Annotated in this window: 11 protein-coding genes; 4 read left to right on the top strand and 7 right to left on the bottom strand. The window is 58.8% G+C overall.

Annotation, left to right across the window (positions count from 1 at the left end):
* Window positions 1-10: 10 nt before the first annotated feature.
* The 5 genes from dapB to hrcA form a co-directional block, all read right to left on the bottom strand.
* Entirely contained in the window at window positions 11-820 is an 810-nt protein-coding gene (gene dapB, locus ACQE3E_RS04660) for a 4-hydroxy-tetrahydrodipicolinate reductase (protein ID WP_071155300.1), read from the bottom strand.
* Window positions 820-1,959 (bottom strand): molecular chaperone DnaJ, encoded by a 1,140-nt coding sequence (gene dnaJ / locus ACQE3E_RS04655; protein ID WP_071155152.1) that lies wholly within the window; start codon window positions 1,957-1,959, stop codon window positions 820-822. The genes dapB and dnaJ overlap by 1 nt, the downstream gene beginning before the upstream one ends.
* A gap of 125 nt (window positions 1,960-2,084) precedes the next feature.
* The gene (dnaK, locus tag ACQE3E_RS04650) at window positions 2,085-4,013 is read right to left on the bottom strand and encodes a molecular chaperone DnaK (RefSeq protein ID WP_071155154.1); all 1,929 of its coding nucleotides are present in this window, start codon (window positions 4,011-4,013) and stop codon (window positions 2,085-2,087) included.
* A 71-nt stretch (window positions 4,014-4,084) separates the two neighbouring features.
* On the bottom strand, window positions 4,085-4,720 hold the full coding sequence (gene grpE / locus ACQE3E_RS04645; RefSeq protein WP_313728857.1) for a nucleotide exchange factor GrpE: 636 nt from the start codon (window positions 4,718-4,720) through the stop codon (window positions 4,085-4,087).
* 51 nt (window positions 4,721-4,771) lie between these two features.
* Window positions 4,772-5,812 (bottom strand): heat-inducible transcriptional repressor HrcA, encoded by a 1,041-nt coding sequence (hrcA, locus tag ACQE3E_RS04640; protein WP_313728859.1) that lies wholly within the window; start codon window positions 5,810-5,812, stop codon window positions 4,772-4,774.
* A gap of 380 nt (window positions 5,813-6,192) precedes the next feature.
* Between hrcA and ACQE3E_RS04635 the strand changes: the two genes are divergently transcribed.
* Both ACQE3E_RS04635 and recN read left to right on the top strand, forming a co-directional pair.
* On the top strand, window positions 6,193-7,080 hold the full coding sequence (locus ACQE3E_RS04635) for an NAD(+) kinase (RefSeq protein WP_168031899.1): 888 nt from the start codon (window positions 6,193-6,195) through the stop codon (window positions 7,078-7,080).
* A 1-nt stretch (window position 7,081) separates the two neighbouring features.
* Window positions 7,082-8,761, top strand: a complete 1,680-nt coding sequence (gene recN / locus ACQE3E_RS04630; RefSeq protein WP_313728860.1) for a DNA repair protein RecN — start codon at window positions 7,082-7,084, stop codon at window positions 8,759-8,761.
* Between the two features lie 10 nt (window positions 8,762-8,771).
* Here recN and ACQE3E_RS04625 read toward each other — a convergent pair whose 3' ends face one another.
* Window positions 8,772-9,674 carry a DMT family transporter gene (locus ACQE3E_RS04625; RefSeq protein WP_064024374.1) on the bottom strand — a complete coding sequence of 301 codons (903 nt, stop codon included), beginning with the start codon at window positions 9,672-9,674 and terminating at the stop codon, window positions 8,772-8,774.
* A gap of 208 nt (window positions 9,675-9,882) precedes the next feature.
* Window positions 9,883-11,490: a methyl-accepting chemotaxis protein gene (locus ACQE3E_RS04620; RefSeq protein WP_313728861.1), complete on the bottom strand. Its 1,608-nt coding sequence runs from the start codon at window positions 11,488-11,490 to the stop codon at window positions 9,883-9,885.
* 253 nt (window positions 11,491-11,743) lie between these two features.
* Here ACQE3E_RS04620 and ACQE3E_RS04615 point away from each other — a divergent pair, with 253 nt between their 5' ends.
* Together ACQE3E_RS04615 and ACQE3E_RS04610 are read left to right on the top strand one after the other, a co-directional pair.
* On the top strand, window positions 11,744-14,266 hold the full coding sequence (locus tag ACQE3E_RS04615; RefSeq protein ID WP_313728862.1) for a DUF2339 domain-containing protein: 2,523 nt from the start codon (window positions 11,744-11,746) through the stop codon (window positions 14,264-14,266).
* Complete coding sequence (locus tag ACQE3E_RS04610; protein ID WP_427501272.1) at window positions 14,263-15,615, top strand: DUF3999 family protein; 1,353 nt, start codon at window positions 14,263-14,265, stop codon at window positions 15,613-15,615. Before ACQE3E_RS04615 ends, ACQE3E_RS04610 begins: the two co-directional genes overlap by 4 nt.
* Window positions 15,616-15,617 lie beyond the last annotated feature (2 nt).

Here is a 15,617-nt window from a genome sequence, read left to right as displayed (position 1 = left end):
TCGAGAAAACTCAGTTTTTCAAACCCAGTACGTCCTGCATATCGTAAAGACCGCTGGATTTGTCGGCCAGCCAAATAGCGGCGCGCACCGCGCCGTTGGCGAAGGTCATCCGGCTGCTGGCTTTGTGGGTGATTTCGACGCGTTCACCTTCGTCGGCAAACATCACGGTGTGCTCGCCGACGATATCGCCGGCCCGTATCGTCGAAAATCCAATGGTTTTACGATCGCGGGCACCGGTCTCGCCTTCCCGTCCGTAAACGGCGCAGTCCTTTAAGTCCCGGCCCAGCGCCGCCGCGACGACTTCGCCCATCCGTAATGCGGTGCCGGACGGAGCATCGATCTTGTGCCGGTGGTGGGCTTCGATGACTTCGATGTCGGTGTAATCGCCCATCACTTTCGCGGTCGTTTCCAGCAACTTCAACGACAGATTGACGCCGACACTGAAATTGGGCGCCATCACGATTGCGATGTCCCGCGCGGCCTCTGCGATTGCCGCTTTTTGGCTCTCGCTAAACCCGGTGGTACCGATGACAAGTTTTTTCCCGGCTTGCCGGCAGACGTCCAGGTAGGCCATCGTCGCATCCGGCCGGGTAAAATCGATCAGCGCGTCGAAACAATCCACGACTGCCGCCAAATCGTCGCCGACCGGCACGCCGGCCGGCGAAACGCCGGCCAAATCGCCGGCATCCTTGCCTATCGCCAAACTGTCCGGCCGCGAAATCGCGACCGTCAATTCGGCTTGCGGCGCGGCTAACGCCGCTTTCAACAAACACAATCCCATGCGCCCGGAAGCACCCACCACGCCGATACGCATCGCCATCATCCCGTCAACTTGTCGAAAAAGCTTTTCACACCGTCCATCCAGCTATGTTCCTGGGGACTATGTTGTTTACCGCCACCGCTGAGGGAGACTTGCAGTTGCTCGATCAGAGCCTGCTGATCCTTGGTCAAGCGCACCGGCGTTTCTATCTGTACCCGGCACAGCAAGTCGCCTATGGCTCCGCCACGTACAGGCTTGACACCCTTGCCGCGCAATCGAAACATTTTGCCGGTCTGGGTTTCCGGCGGGATTTTCAGCATCACCTTGCCGTCCAGGGTCGGCACTTCCAACTCGCCGCCCAAGCAGGCGGTCGGAAAGCTGATGGGCACTTCGCAATAGAGATTCGCACCGTCGCGGGTAAAGATCGGATGCTCCTTAACCTGAACCTGAACGTACAAATCGCCGGACGGACCGCCGTTGATACCGGCCTCGCCCTCGCCGGCCAAGCGAATCCGGTCGCCGGTATCGACGCCGGCCGGCACCTTGACCGACAGCGTTTTGGTTTCCTGAATACGGCCTTGCCCGTAGCATTTCGGACAAGGGTCCTTGATTTGCTTGCCGGTACCGTGACAGGTCGGACAGGTTTGCTGCACCGAGAAAAAGCCTTGTTGCATCCGCACTTGGCCATGACCGTGGCAAGTCGAACAGGTGACCGGGCTGCTGCCCTTCTTGGCGCCGCTGCCGTTACATTCGCCGCAGGCGACCAGCACCGGCACCTTGACGGTCGCTTCGGTACCGCCGACGGCTTCTTCCAGCGTCAACTCCAGGTTATAACGCAAATCCGCGCCGCGCTGGACGCTGCTGCGCTGCCGTCCGCCACCGCCGCCGAAAATGTCGCCGAACACATCGCCGAAAATGTCGCTAAAGCTTTCCGCCCCGCTGAAACCGCCGCGGCCGCCACCCATCGACGGATCGACGCCTGCATGACCAAACTGATCGTAGGCCGCCCGCTTCTTCGAATCGGACAATATCTCGTAGGCCTCCTTGATTTGCTTGAATTTCTTCTCGGCGTCTTCCGGATTGTCCTTGTTGCGGTCGGGATGATACTTCATCGCCATTTTGCGATAGCTCTTTTTGATCTCGGCTTCGCTGGCGTTACGATCGACTTCCAACAGTTTGTAAAAATCTTCTTTTGCCATAACGTAGAAAACCGCCGGCGTTTACCAGCGGTTATTTAGTGTGTTGAATGAATGGAACGATGAGGGTGATTAACACCTTTCACCCTGACTCTCTCCGTTAACGGCGAGAGGCTCCCCGGTGAGGATTATTTTTTGTCGTCCTTCACTTCCTCGAACTCGGCATCGACCACATTGTGGTCTTCGGCTTGCTGGCCGCTAGCCGCATGGGCTTCGCCGGCAGCGGCGTCCGCTCCGCCTTTTTGGGCGTAAACCCGTTCGGCCAGTTTACCCGAAAGCTCGGTCAGCGCGGCGGTTTTGGCTTCGATAGCGTCCTTGTCGTCGCCTTTCAACACGCCCTGCAAGTCGCTGATGGCCGCTTCGATCGCCGATTTTTCGTCGCCGGTGACTTGGTCGCCCAATTCCTTCAACGACTTTTCGGTCGCGTGGATCATGCCTTCCGCCGAGTTACGCGCAGAAACCAGCTCTTTCAGTTTGCGGTCTTCATCGGCATGCGCTTCGGCGTCCTTGATCATGCGCTCGACTTCGGCATCCGACAAACCGCTGGACGCCTTGATCACAATGGATTGCTTCTTGCCAGTGGCTTTATCCTTGGCCGACACGTTCAGGATACCGTTGGCGTCGATGTCGAACGACACTTCGATTTGCGGAATACCGCGCGGCGCAGGCGGAATGTCCTGCAAATCGAAACGGCCCAGCGATTTGTTGCCTGACGCCATTTCCCGCTCGCCCTGCAACACATGCACGGTGACCGCGGTTTGACTGTCTTCGGCGGTCGAGAATACTTGCGAAGCATTGGTTGGGATCGTGGTGTTTTTCTCGATCAGTTTGGTCATCACCCCGCCCAGGGTTTCGATACCCAACGACAATGGCGTGACGTCCAGCAGCAACACGTCCTTGACGTCGCCGCCCAATACGCCGGCTTGAATCGCCGCACCCAGCGCTACCGCTTCGTCAGGGTTGACGTCTTTGCGCGGCTCTTTGCCGAACAATTCTTTAACGAAGGCCTGCACTTTCGGCATCCGAGTTTGACCACCCACCAAAATCACGTCGTTGATTTTCGAGGTCGAAATGCCGGCATCTTTAATCGCTTGCAAGCAAGGACCTTTGGTGCGCTCGATCAGTTCGTCAACCAGCGATTCCAGTTTGGCGCGGGTCAGTTTGACGTTCAAGTGCTTCGGACCGGACGCATCTGCGGTGATATACGGCAGGTTGATGTCTGTTTGCTCGGCGGAAGACAACTCGATTTTCGCTTTCTCCGCAGATTCTTTTAGACGTTGCAGCGCCAATGGATCGTTGTGCAAATCGATGCCGGTGTCTTTTTTAAATTCCCCGGCCAGGAAATCGATGATGCGCAAGTCGAAGTCTTCACCGCCCAGGAAGGTGTCGCCGTTGGTGGCCAATACTTCGAACTGGTGCTCGCCTTCGATTTCGGCGATTTCGATGATGGAAATATCGAAGGTACCGCCACCCAAGTCGTAGACCGCGATGGTGGTATCGCCTTTCGGTTTGTCCATGCCGAACGCCAACGCCGCCGCGGTTGGCTCGTTGATGATGCGTTTGACGTCCAGACCGGCGATCCGGCCCGCATCTTTAGTCGCTTGGCGTTGCGAATCGTTGAAGTAAGCCGGTACGGTGATGACCGCTTCGGTGACTTCTTCGCCCAGGAAGGCTTCGGCGTCTTTTTTCAACTTCATCAACACGCGGGAAGACACTTCCGGCGGCGCCATTTTTTTACCGTGGCACTCGACCCAAGCGTCGCCGTTGTTGGCTTCCATGATTTTGTAAGGCACCATTTTGATGTCTTTCTGTACCGCGTCTTCTTTGAAACGGCGGCCGATCAAGCGCTTGATCGCGAACAAGGTATTTTCGGGGTTGGTCACCGCCTGACGTTTGGCGGACTGACCGACCAGCACTTCGTTGTCGCCGGTGAAGGCGATGATGGACGGCGTGGTACGCGCGCCTTCACTGTTTTCGATGACCCGCGCGGTGCCGTTTTCCAGGACCGCGACGCAGGAGTTGGTGGTTCCTAGGTCGATTCCGATGATTTTAGCCATTGAGATTCTCCAGACTTGAATTAGGTATTAGTTAAAAAGTTATTGGCGATATGCGGTTGATCGATGAAATTTCAAGCCTGTTCGTCAACTTTCGCGCTGTCGGCGGGTTTGTCCTCGGCCTTGGCCACCACCACCATCGCGGGGCGCAGCAAACGGCCGTTTAAGATGTAGCCTTTTTGAAACACGTTCAAAACCGTATTGGGTTCGGCGCTGACGCTGGGCTGCATCGCCATGGCTTGATGCAACTCGGGATTAAAAGCTTGCCCGGTCGGATCGAGGACTTCGATATTGAATTTGGCGAACACCGATTCGAATTGCTTAATGGTCAGCACGCTGCCTTCGCGCAATTTAGCCACTTCCGGACTATCGCCGGTCGCCGCCTGCACGCCAAGCTCGAGACTGTCCAACACGCTAAGCAATTCCTTGGCGAACTTGGCCAAGCCGTATTTACGCTCGTCGTCCAAATCCTTTTGTACGCGTTTTTTCAGATTTTCCATGTCGGCCTGCACGCGCAAAGCCTTGTCCAGATTCGCGGCGGCTTGTTGTTGGGCTTGCTCCAGTTGTTGCCGCAGGCTTTCGACGCTGACTTCGCCGGCCTCGGTTGCCTCGGCAACAACGTCTTCGCCGGCTTCTTTGGTCTGCTCCAGCACCTCGGCGATCAATTCGGCGTCGGATTGCTGTTCGTGACTCGATTGCTGATGGCTCATTTGGGACTCCGTGGTTCTTAAAATATTAGGTCGGCCTTACGATAAGGGCGATTATTTGGGATTCAAGGCCGCGCCCAATATTTTTGCCGTCACGTCGACGAACGGAATCACTTTTTCATACGCCATCCGGGTTGGGCCGATCACGCCCAACACGCCAACCACCTCGTCGTTGACCGAATAAGGCGCCGTGACCAAGCTGCAATGGTCGAATGCACTATAGCCTGACTCTTCGCCGATAAAAATCTGCACGCCGTCGGCCAACAGGCATTGATCCAGCAAATGGATCACGCCGCGCTTTTGGCTGAACGCCTCGAACAGCTGTTTCAGACGGTCCATGTCGGATAATTCGGAAAAGCCCATCAGATTGGTTTCGCCGCTCAACACGTAATCGTCGTTGGGTTGTTGGGCGAAGGTCAGTTGCGCCATGCTAACCGCGTCTATCATGCCTTGATTGACGCGCTGCTGATCTTGCTCCATCTCCCGCAACACTTGCTCGCGGATCTTGGCCAGACTGAGGCCGGCGTAAACCGAATTCATGTAATTGGCGGCCTGTTGCAGTTCGGCCGGGCTAAATTGACGCTGGGTATGGATGATTTTGTTATGAACTTCCTCGCCATCGGTGACAAAAATCACCAGTACGCGCATGCTGGACATCGGCAGGAATTCGATGTGTCGCAACGTGACCATCTCACGGCGCGGCAGGGTGACGACACCAGCCATATGGGTCATATCCGACAGCAGCCTGGAGGCCTTGCTGAGCACGTCGCCGGTTTTGTCCGCATCGGCCAGCAAACCGCTTTGCAATTGATCCAGATCACTGGACGCCAGCGGCTTGACCGTCAACAGACTATCGACAAACAAACGGTATCCGGCCACGGTCGGCACCCGGCCCGCCGAGGTGTGCGGCGAATGGATCAAGCCCATTTCCTCGAGATCGGCCATGACGTTGCGAATGCTGGCCGGACTGAGCTTAAGCAGCGGATCCTTGGACAATACCCGCGAGCCGACCGGCTGACCGTCTTGTATGTAACGCTCAACCAAGGCCTTCAGCAAATACGCCGATCTTTCGTTTAAATCCGGTCCGCTAGCCACATTGACACCCTAGAAAATTCGTTAGCACTCCAACGTAACGAGTGCCAGAGGGGAAAGCTAACAGGTGCCCGGAGCCTTGTCAATCCGCCTAAAATCCGTGCGAACCCAAGCCTGTCGGGGATCTCGGGCATTCGCAATGCCGGTGGATAGCGCCCGATTTCAGACATTGGCCCGACGCCTACGGGAATGCCTGGTCGCGGCACGGCCATTACCTGGCAACAAATTCAGGGTGTTAACGACACCGAACCGCACGGAATTTGGCCGACGCCGATATTCCGGCCGCGCCGACCGACGTACTCGCGACGCCGAGGGCGAAGCTTCGCTAGTGCCTGCTCGAATTGTTTGTATAATCCCAGGCATTTTTGAATCCCGGCTCAAACATGCCTTCACCCTTTCAACGCATCGGCATCATCGGCAAATTCGGCGATCCGGGTATCGCCGCCACGCTCAGCGAGCTCTACCGCTTTTTGCTGCAGCGCGGTCACTCGGTGGCCACCGATAGCCGAAGCGCCGAGCTAATCGAAGCCGAAGGCGTCGTCGGCATGCACATCAACCGGCTGCCGGAATGCTGCGATCTGCTGATCGCGGTCGGCGGCGACGGCACGTTCCTGACCGCCGCCCGCGCCGCCGCCGATTTCGACACTCCGCTGCTCGGCGTCAACCTCGGCCGACTGGGATTTCTGGTGGACATTTCTCCGGACCAGTTGCTGAGCCGCCTGGCGCAAATCCTCGACGGCCGCTACCAGACCGAACAGCGTCATTTGTTACAGGCCGCCATCATCCGCGACGGCGAACTCATCCATCGCCAGACCGCGGTCAACGAGGTCGTCGTGCATCGTTGGGTCACGCCGAGCATGATCGAAATCGTCACCAGCATCGACGGCGTGTTCCTAAACACCCAGCGTTCCGACGGCCTGATCGTCGCGACACCGACCGGTTCGACCGCCTATGCGCTGTCGGCCGGCGGACCGATTCTGCATCCAACCCTAAATGCGCTGGTACTGGTCCCGCTGAATCCGCACATGCTGTCCAATCGGTCCATCGTCATCGACGACAAAGCCACGATCGAGATCCGTTTCAGCCAGACCAAGCAAATCAACGCCCTGGTCACCTGCGATCATTTAGAAATCCCGGACGTGCGCATTAACGACACGATCGTCATTCGAAAAGCCGACAAACCGATTAACATTCTGCACCCGGAAGACCACGATTTCTTCCACATTCTGCGAAGCAAACTGAACTGGAGCGGCGGTTATTCCGCCAAATGACATGCTGTTGAACCTGAACATTCTCGATCTGGCCGTGGTCGACAAACTGGACCTGGACCTGGAACCCGGTATGTCGGTGCTGACCGGCGAAACCGGGGCCGGCAAATCGATATTGCTGACCGCGCTGGGCTTGGCGTTGGGCGATCGCGCCGATTCCGGCTACGTGCGCCCCGGCAGCAAGCGCGCCGAAATCAACATCGAATTCGATCTATCCAAGGCACCGCTGGTTAGCCAATGGCTGATCGACCACGAATTGGACGACGACGGCCAATGCCTGGTCCGTCGCACCGTTAGCGAAGACGGCCGCTCCAAGGCCTATATCAACAACCGGCCGGTCAATCTGCAAACACTGCAAACGCTGAGCCGGCAATTGGTCGAGATCCACGGCCAACATGCCCATTTGACGCTGCTCGATGCCGACGAACAGCGTCTGCTGCTGGACGGATTCGCCGACCACGCCGAATTGCTCAACGATCTGAACGCCTGCCAACAAAACTGGCGGCTAGCCCATAAAGAACTGCAACAACTGCAAAAGTCCGGTAGTGACCAAGCCGAACGCGAGGAGCTGCTGCGTTATCAGCTAGAAGAGTTGCAGCAACTGGATCTGGAAAATTTCGATTATCAGGCCCTGGCCGACGAGCACAACAAACTGGCTAACCTGGGTAGAATTTTGGGCGTCGGTCAACAACAGCTCGACATCCTCTACGACAACGACCAGCAATCGGTCGCCGACATGCTGGGTCACGTGATCCACTCGGTCGGCGAATTAAGCCAATACGCCGCCGAATTGAACGGCATCGTCGAATTGCTGAGCGACGCCGAAATCCAGATCGGCGAAGCCACCCAACAACTGCGGCGCTTCCTGGAGAATCAGGAAGCCGATCCCGGCCAACTGAGCTGGCTGGAAAACCAGATTGGCGTGATTCAACGCCTGAGCCGCAAACACAAGGTACCAGCCGAGGAATTACCGGCGCTGGCCGAGCAATTCGCGCTGGAGTTGAACAATCTCAGCCATAGCGGCGAGCGCATCGAAGTTCTGCAAGCCGATTGCGAGCGTCTGCTGGCGCAATACCGCGAATTGGCGACGGCATTATCCGCCAGCCGGCGCCGGGCCGGCGACGAGTTGCAGCACCGCATTTCCGACGCAATCAAGGAATTGGGCCTGCCGCACGGCGAGTTCCTGGTCAAGCTCGACCGGGAGGATGGCAACGAGCCGCAACGCAACGGCCTGGATCGCATCGAGTTTCTGATCAGCACCAATCCGGGCTTGCCCGCCAAACCCTTGGCCAAGGTGGCGTCGGGCGGCGAACTGTCTAGGATCAGCTTGGCGATACAAGTCACGACCAGCACCGATAAGACCACGCCGACGATGATCTTCGACGAGGTCGATTCCGGCATCGGCGGCGGCATCGCCGAGATCGTCGGCCAAAAGCTGCGCCGGCTGAGTTTGAACCGGCAAGTGCTGTGCGTCACGCACTTGCCGCAAGTCGCTTCGCAAGCCCATCAGCATTTATTCGTCGCCAAAAACCAAAATGCCGCAGTCACCTCGTCGACGGTTCGCAAACTCTGCGAGGACGAACGGGTCGCGGAGGTGGCGCGAATGCTGGGCGGCGTCACCATCACCGAAAACACCTTGGCGCACGCCCGAGAAATGCTGAGCCTGGGCGGCGGCGAAGCCTAGCCGGCGGGCATCAACGCACCGACAAACTCAGTACGCCCATTAGTACCAGAGCTGCCCCGCCGACCTGCCATAGCGTCATCGGTTCGCCGAGGAATACCGCCGCCATCAGCAACGTCGAAACCGGCCCTATCGTGCCGACCAGCGAGGCATGGCCCGAACCGATCCGGCGGATCGCCGCCGACAGCATGAACACCGGCAACACCGTCGAGACGATCGCCATTGCCAAACTCAACTGGTATACCGGCATCGGCAACAGCAAGGCCTCCGGCGGATGCGTCAACACGAACTGTAAGATCGACGCCGCGCACGCGACCAACATTGCGTACGCGGTAAAGCGCATCGCGCCCAAGCGAGCGATGGCCTGGCCCGCGCCCAGCAAGTACAGCGCATAGCTGACCGTGCCGGCAAACACGTAAGCGGCCCCCAACCACAATGTATCGCCGCCCCCATCCAACTCGCCGACGAACACCAGTGCGATCCCGCTATAACTCAGCAAGACTGCCGTCAGTTCCCTGAACCCGAACGGCTTTTTCAACCACAGTGCCGACATCGCCAGCACCAAGGTTGGGTACAAGAACAAAATCAAGCGTTCCAGACCGGCGGAGATATATTGCAAACCGGTGAAATCGAGCAGACTGGACAGGTAATAGCCAAGCAAACCGAGCACACCGACGACCCAATAATCCCGAGCCGTCAGGGACGGCCGCGCGGCGGGTCCGCGTTGCTGAAACGCGACGATCAGGAAAAACGGCACCGAAAACGCCATCCGCAACGCCAATAACGTCACGGCATCGACGGCTTGCACATAGGCAAGCTTGACCAATATCGTCTTGGCGGAAAAACCGATCGCGGCCAAGGCCGCCAGGCCGTAACCGAGCAGGGTTTGAGTGGAGGTGGTGCTAAGGGACTTCATTAGGGCTCCTGTGCTGGTGCGAGCCCTAGGCAAATGACAAAGCCACCGCGGTCGAGCCCGCGGTGGTTTGAACTGATATTAGAACAACGCAAACACCACGGCCGTGAGCAAAGCCCATAGCCATGACTTGTTTGCAAAACGTGACGAAAAAAAACGACTCATGGGGCGACTATAAGCCGGACCGGCCAAAACTGTCAAACGTAGCGCGTTAACGGCGGAATTTACCGACCAATTCATTCAACTGCACGGCCAGTTGCACCAACTCGCGGCTGGCGTCGCTGGTTTGCGCGGCATCTTGCGAAGTGCGATCGGTCAAGCCGCCAATGTTGCCGATGCTTTGGCCGACATGTTGCGCGACACGGCTTTGATTGTCGGCCACCAAGGCCATTTGCGAATTCAACGAGCGAATCTGAGTCACCCGCTCGGCAATCGCGCTTAAACCTAGATCGGCGCTTTGGACTTGTTCGCGGCGTTGCTCGGCGCTGGTTTTGGCTTTATCCATCACCGTCACCGCCTCCTTGGCCTCGCGCTGCAATTGGTCGATGATTTTCTCGATCTCTTCAGTCGCCTGATGCGAGCGGGTCGCCAGCGTTCTGACCTCGTCGGCCACTACCGCGAAGCCCCGGCCTTGTTCGCCGGCCCTAGCCGCCTCGATCGCGGCGTTCAGCGCCAGCAAGTTCGTTTGTTCGGCCAAGCCCTTGATCACGTCCAACACCGCGCCGACGCCGTTGCTTTTTTGGTCCAGGCGCTTGATGACTTCCGAGGCCCGCTCGATTTCGCTGACCAGCACATAGATGCCGTCGATGGCGTTTTTGGTGGTTTCCGCGCCCTGGGCGGCTTGCTGGTCGGCCTCGACCGAAGCCCGCGCCGCACCGTCAGCGCCGTGCCGCACATCCCTCACCGATTCCTCCAGTTCGTGGATCGCCTGAATGACGTTTTCGGTTTCCCTCTGCTGCTGACTGGCCGCCTGCGAGGTTTGCCTCGATACGGTGGCGATGCGATCGGTGGCGTCGGTCAGTAAACGGCTGACGTCAGACACCCGGTTCAAACTCGCCGCGAAATTAGCCAACATCGAGTTAAACGAGGTGCTGACCTGGCCGATTTCATCGCCGCTGTTGACCGGCAAGCGCGCGGTCAAATCCGAATGGCGAGCGATGGCATCGACGGTGTCGCGCATCGTCACCAGCGGGTTGACGACGATGCGCCGCATCAGAATATTGACCAGCAACAAGCCGGCGGCGAACATCGCCAACGAAATCGCCGATCCGGCGATCAGATCTTGGTTAATTTGGTCGTCCAGGCTCGCCAGCGAATAGGATACCCGCACCGCGCCCAACACCTCGCCTTCCTTGACCGGATGGCAGGTCAGGCAATTGGTGCCGCGAAAATTGCTGCTGGCCAGGATCGGCTCGACCACGGTCACCCAACGCCCGTTGGCATCGTTGCCGTGGCGTATCAGCGCTTCACCGCTCAGGCCGCGCCGATCGAGTTCGTCGACGACCGCTTGCTCGGGCTTGCCTTTACCGTGCAACTCGACGATCCCGTTGCCGCGAATCAGGCGCACCTCGCTGACGCCGGGATGCGACAAAGCCTTTTCCCGCAACACTTCGACCTGAGACATCGAGCCGGTCAGCATCAGGGTGTTGATACCGTCGAAATAGCCGGCGGCGATATTTTTAGCTTTGTCGGTTGCCAGCGCTTGCACCATATCTTTCTGGCGGCCGGCCATGAACACGTTACTGACCAACATCAACACCACAAACACGCTGGCGATGCTGAGCAGAATTTTTGATTGGATAGTAGTTTGACTGTTCATAGTTCTGGGCCGCTTAACATTCCTTGGAAATTTATCACGAGTCATCGGCACCGCGCGGGGAAACCTGAACGACCCATGCGAAAAATTGCGTTCCTGGTCATTTTTCCGCCGGTCTCCGCAATCAGGTGGCAACGACCACTCCAGCGGCCGCCCGGTCATTTTTCATAAATATGCTAAGGTTGCGAAACGGCTCGAAACCGGCCCTGCCGGCCACAGCCTCCGCTCGCTTTAACTATAGACCGGGAGTCCCACCTTGGACGATATTTTCGAACTGCTCGCCGTGGTTGCGGTCGTCGTGCCGATCGTCGTAATCGTACTGCTGGTTCTACTGCTCAACCGGCAACGCGAAATCAACCGGGAAATCAAGGATTCGCTCGCCGACCTGCACGCCGCTTTGCGCGAGGACCGCAAACTGCTGCTGACGTTGACGGAACGCGTCGGCACCGAGCGTCCGGCCGCCGCGCCAGCCAGTTTCGACGCGCAAACGCCGGCGCGGGAGCAGATATTGTTCGAACCCCGCGCCGCATCGGTGGAGACGACGGCACCCGAACCCAGCCGAGCGGAACCGGCCGACACCGAACCGACGGCGAGCACACCCGCTCCCAACGACGCTTGGCAAACCGCCGGCTGGCAAGTCGCCGAACCGAGCCGTTTCGAATTGGCGGCAAGGCAAGCACTCCAACAAATCTGGAACTGGATCGTAGTTGGCGAGGGCCACCGTCCGGACGGCGTTTCGATCGAATACGCGGTCGCCAGCAACTGGTTGCTGCGCATCGGCGTCCTAATCCTGGTCACCGGCATCGGCTTTTTTCTGAAATATTCGATCGATAACGGCTTGCTCGGCGAACAGGCACGGGTCGCGCTCAGCGTATTGACCGGACTGGCGATGATCGTCGGCGGCGTGCGCCTAGTCGGCGGCCAGTACCATTTGTTCAGCCAGGGCTTGTTGGGCGGCGGCATAGCGGTGCTGTATTTCAGCGTGTTCGCCGCTTACGCCTTTTACCACCTGCTCGGCGCCTATCCGGCCTTCGGCTTGATGTTGACGGTTACCGCCAGCGCCGCCGCGTTGGCGATCCGGCTGGACGCGATGCTGGTGGCGATCTTCGCCATCATCGGCGGCTATTGCACGCCGATTTTGCTGTCCACCGGTCAAGTGAATTTCGTCGGCTTGTTCAGCTATATGCTGTTGCTGGGCGGCGGCATTCTGGCGGTGAACTGGTACAAGCAATGGCATGTACTGAATTTTCTCGGCTTCGCCTTCAACTATCTGCTGTTTTTCGCGGCGATGCAACGCTACGAGTCCGGCTACTTTTGGCAAGTGCTGCCGTTTCTGACCGGATTTTTCGTGTTGTATTCGACGACGGTGTTTTTGTTTTGCCTGGTCAATCGGCAACGCTCGACGCTGCTGGACTTGGTCGCGCTGGCGGTCAACGCGGCGATCTATTTCGGCACCGCTTACGAGTTGATCGCCACCGAATACGGGCAAGTCTGGACCGCGTTGCCGTGCCTCGCCCTGTCGGCATTCTATGTCGGCCACGTGTATTACTGCTTGGCCCGCCGCATCGAGGATAGAGAGTTGGTAGTCGGGTTTATCGGCTTGGCGGCGTTCTTTCTGAGCGTGGCGGTGCCGTTAATCTTGTCCAAGCAATGGATCACCGTCAGTTGGTCGTTGCAAGCACTGGTGATGATTTGGATGGCCGGCAAAGTGCGTAGCGCGTTTTTACGCCAAACCGCCTACCTGTTGTATTTGCTGGTCGTCGCCCGCTACGCTTTCATCGATTTGCCCGGCCAATACGCGGAAGGGGCGACTGGGGACGCCGCGCCGGGCGAATTCTGGTTCGGGCTGATAGAACGCCTGGTCAGCTTCGGCATCCCGATACTGTCGATGGCGCTGGCCTATACACTGATCGAAAAACCGGCACCGGCGACGGAATTGGCTTGTTCGCCGGCCCAGGACGTGCCGGTCTGGCTGAAGGACGGCGGCGTCTTGGCCGTCATCGCACTAATCGTTGTAGCCCTGGTATTCGTCACGCTGCAATTGGAACTCTACCGCAGCCTGGCCTACTTGTATCCGCCACTGCAAGCGCCGGCATTGACGCTGGTCTGGCTAGGCTTGGGCGCGCTACTGCTGAATCGCTACATGACCGGCTCCGGCCAGCTCATGTTAGCCGGCCTGCGTTGGCTGCTGATCGGCCTGGCGATCAAACTGACGTTTTTCGATTTGCCTTCCTGGGGCCTGACGCTGGGTCACGCCGCGATCGGCGACAGTTTGCTGACTTTGCATTACGGCGGCACTTACCGCTTCGAATCGGCGCTGATGCGGCTGCTGGACTTCGGCGCGATTATCCTGTTTCTGGCCCTGGCTTTCCGCCGGCTGGAAGGCGACGAAGGCAGCGCCGCCGACGTGCGCCGCTGGCTGGGCACGGCGGCGCTGGTATTGTTGTTCGCGTTTCTCAGCCTGGAAACCAATTCGCTGTTGCTGCATTATTTGCCCGGCTTGCGCTCCGGCGGCGTGACGATTCTATGGTCGCTGTTCGCGTTGACGTCGGTCTACCACGGCATCCGCCGCGAAGTCGCCGCACTGCGCTTGGCCGGTTTGGTCTTGTTTGCGATCGTGGCCTGGAAAGTGTTCTTCGTCGACCTGGCCCGCCTGGAACAAATTTACCGAATCGTCGCCTTCATCGTACTGGGCATGCTGGTACTCGGCGGCGCGTTTTTCTACATGCGCTACCGGCAAAACTTCGCCGCTAACGCCGAGACCGAGAGCAAACGATGAGCCCCAGTAACGCCTTTTTAGTCTGCTGGCTGTCGCTGTCCGCCCCGGTGGGCGCGACCGAATTCAGCCGCCCCGTCCAGCAAGCGCCCGGTAACGGTCAGGCGCTGTTGGCCGTGGAATTGGACAGCCAAATCTACGCCGCCAGCGCCGCCGACTTCGGCGATCTACGTCTGCTCGACGGCCAAGCCGTCGAGACACCGTTTCTGTTGCGCCCGGCCGCCGCGACCAAAACGGTCCGTAGCCGCCGCCCCAGCCTCGGCCAGATCACCGCGCTGCAAACCGCTGGCGACAGCCTGAGCTTCGAAGTCCACCTCGCCGACAACGCCGAACCCGCCGACGGCTTGACGCTGATCACCGCTCAACACGATTTCGAGTACGAACTCACGGTACAAGGCTCGAACGACGGCGAACACTGGCGGACGCTGACCGAGCACGCGGCGGTTTACGATTACTCCCGGCACTTGGCGATCGCCAATCTCGACGTGTCCTTGCCCGCCAACGGCGACCGCTATTTCAAAATCCTGGTCGGCAAGACCGGCCAAACCCGGATCGCGGAAATCACGGCGCTGACCCGGCGTATGCAAGGCCACGAGGAATTGGAACGCAGCGAAACGCAAACCCTGTATCGGGAGCCACTACATGTCGAGCGGATCGAGTTCTGGCATCTGCGCTCGGAAAGCCGCGCCGAGGCCGAAACCGTCGTCGACTATCCGTTGCCGGACTTTCAGGTACACGAAGACGCCGAGCGACGCGCCACCCTAATCGACATCGACAGCCGCAAACTGCCGCTGACCGGGCTGCGGCTGGACGTCGCCACGCCCAGCTTTCAACGCGATGTCGAACTGCAGACGCCTCGAACCGGCGGCGGCGACTCGGCTTGGCAAACCCTAAGCAGCGGGCAACTGCGGGCTTTGCGCTTCGGTGACATCCAGCAAGCCGAGACCCGGATCGACTTTCCGGAACAACGCGGAGAGCGATATCGCTTGGTGATTCACAATCAAGACAATCCGCGACTGCAAATCACCGCGCTGACCGGACTGGGCAAAAACTATCGCTTGTTGTTTATCGCCAACCCCAATAGCGCGTATCGCCTGACTTACGGAAACGCCGGCCTGGCGCCGGCCCGGTACGACACCGCCGCGATCGGCGAATTGCTGCGGCAAGGTATCGTCCCGACGCCGGCCAACTTGGGCGAGGCGCTCGCAACTGGCCAGACTGGCGCCGACAATTCCCTGAGAAACTTGCTGAACAGCCGAGCATTTCTGCTCGGCGCGATCGCGTTGGTGGTGCCGATATTGGCCTGGAGCCTTTACCGGGCCGGCAAGCGGCTCGGCGACTTGCCGAAATAAAC

Source organism: Methylomonas sp. MED-D (genome assembly GCF_050276835.1).
GTDB lineage: Bacteria > Pseudomonadota > Gammaproteobacteria > Methylococcales > Methylomonadaceae > Methylomonas > Methylomonas koyamae_A.
The sequence above is the reverse complement of the archived record's forward strand: the minus strand, read 5'-3'. Positions and strand labels throughout refer to the sequence as shown.